This is a genomic window from Pseudomonas sp. SIMBA_068, from assembly GCF_046534705.1.
GTDB lineage: Bacteria > Pseudomonadota > Gammaproteobacteria > Pseudomonadales > Pseudomonadaceae > Aquipseudomonas > Aquipseudomonas putida.
This window is the reverse complement of the sequence record NZ_JAWRYI010000674.1, coordinates 1-266: the sequence shown is the minus strand read 5'-3', so window position 1 is coordinate 266 and position 266 is coordinate 1. Positions and strand designations below refer to the sequence as shown.

Below are 266 nucleotides of genomic sequence, written 5' to 3'. Positions count from 1 at the left end.
CCATCAATTACCAGTCGAGCGCCCAGCCATAGTGTTGCTACCGTCACCAGCTTGCCAATCAGGCCGACACTTTCGTTAGCCAGGTTCGACAGGTTCTGGGTCTTGAAGCTTGCGGCCACATAGCCGGCAAGCTGGTTATCCCACTTGCGGTTGACCTGCGGCTCGACGGCCATGGATTTGAGGGTGTCGATACCGTGGACGGTTTCCACCAGGAACGCCTGATTTTCCGCGCCACGGGTAAAGCTCTCGTTTAACCGCGCCCGCAG

Annotated in this window: 1 protein-coding gene; it reads right to left on the bottom strand. The window is 58.3% G+C overall.

Annotation, left to right across the window (positions count from 1 at the left end):
• On the bottom strand, positions 1 to 266 hold a 266-nt coding region (locus SB756_RS30940; RefSeq protein WP_410913350.1), incomplete at both ends, for an ABC transporter transmembrane domain-containing protein.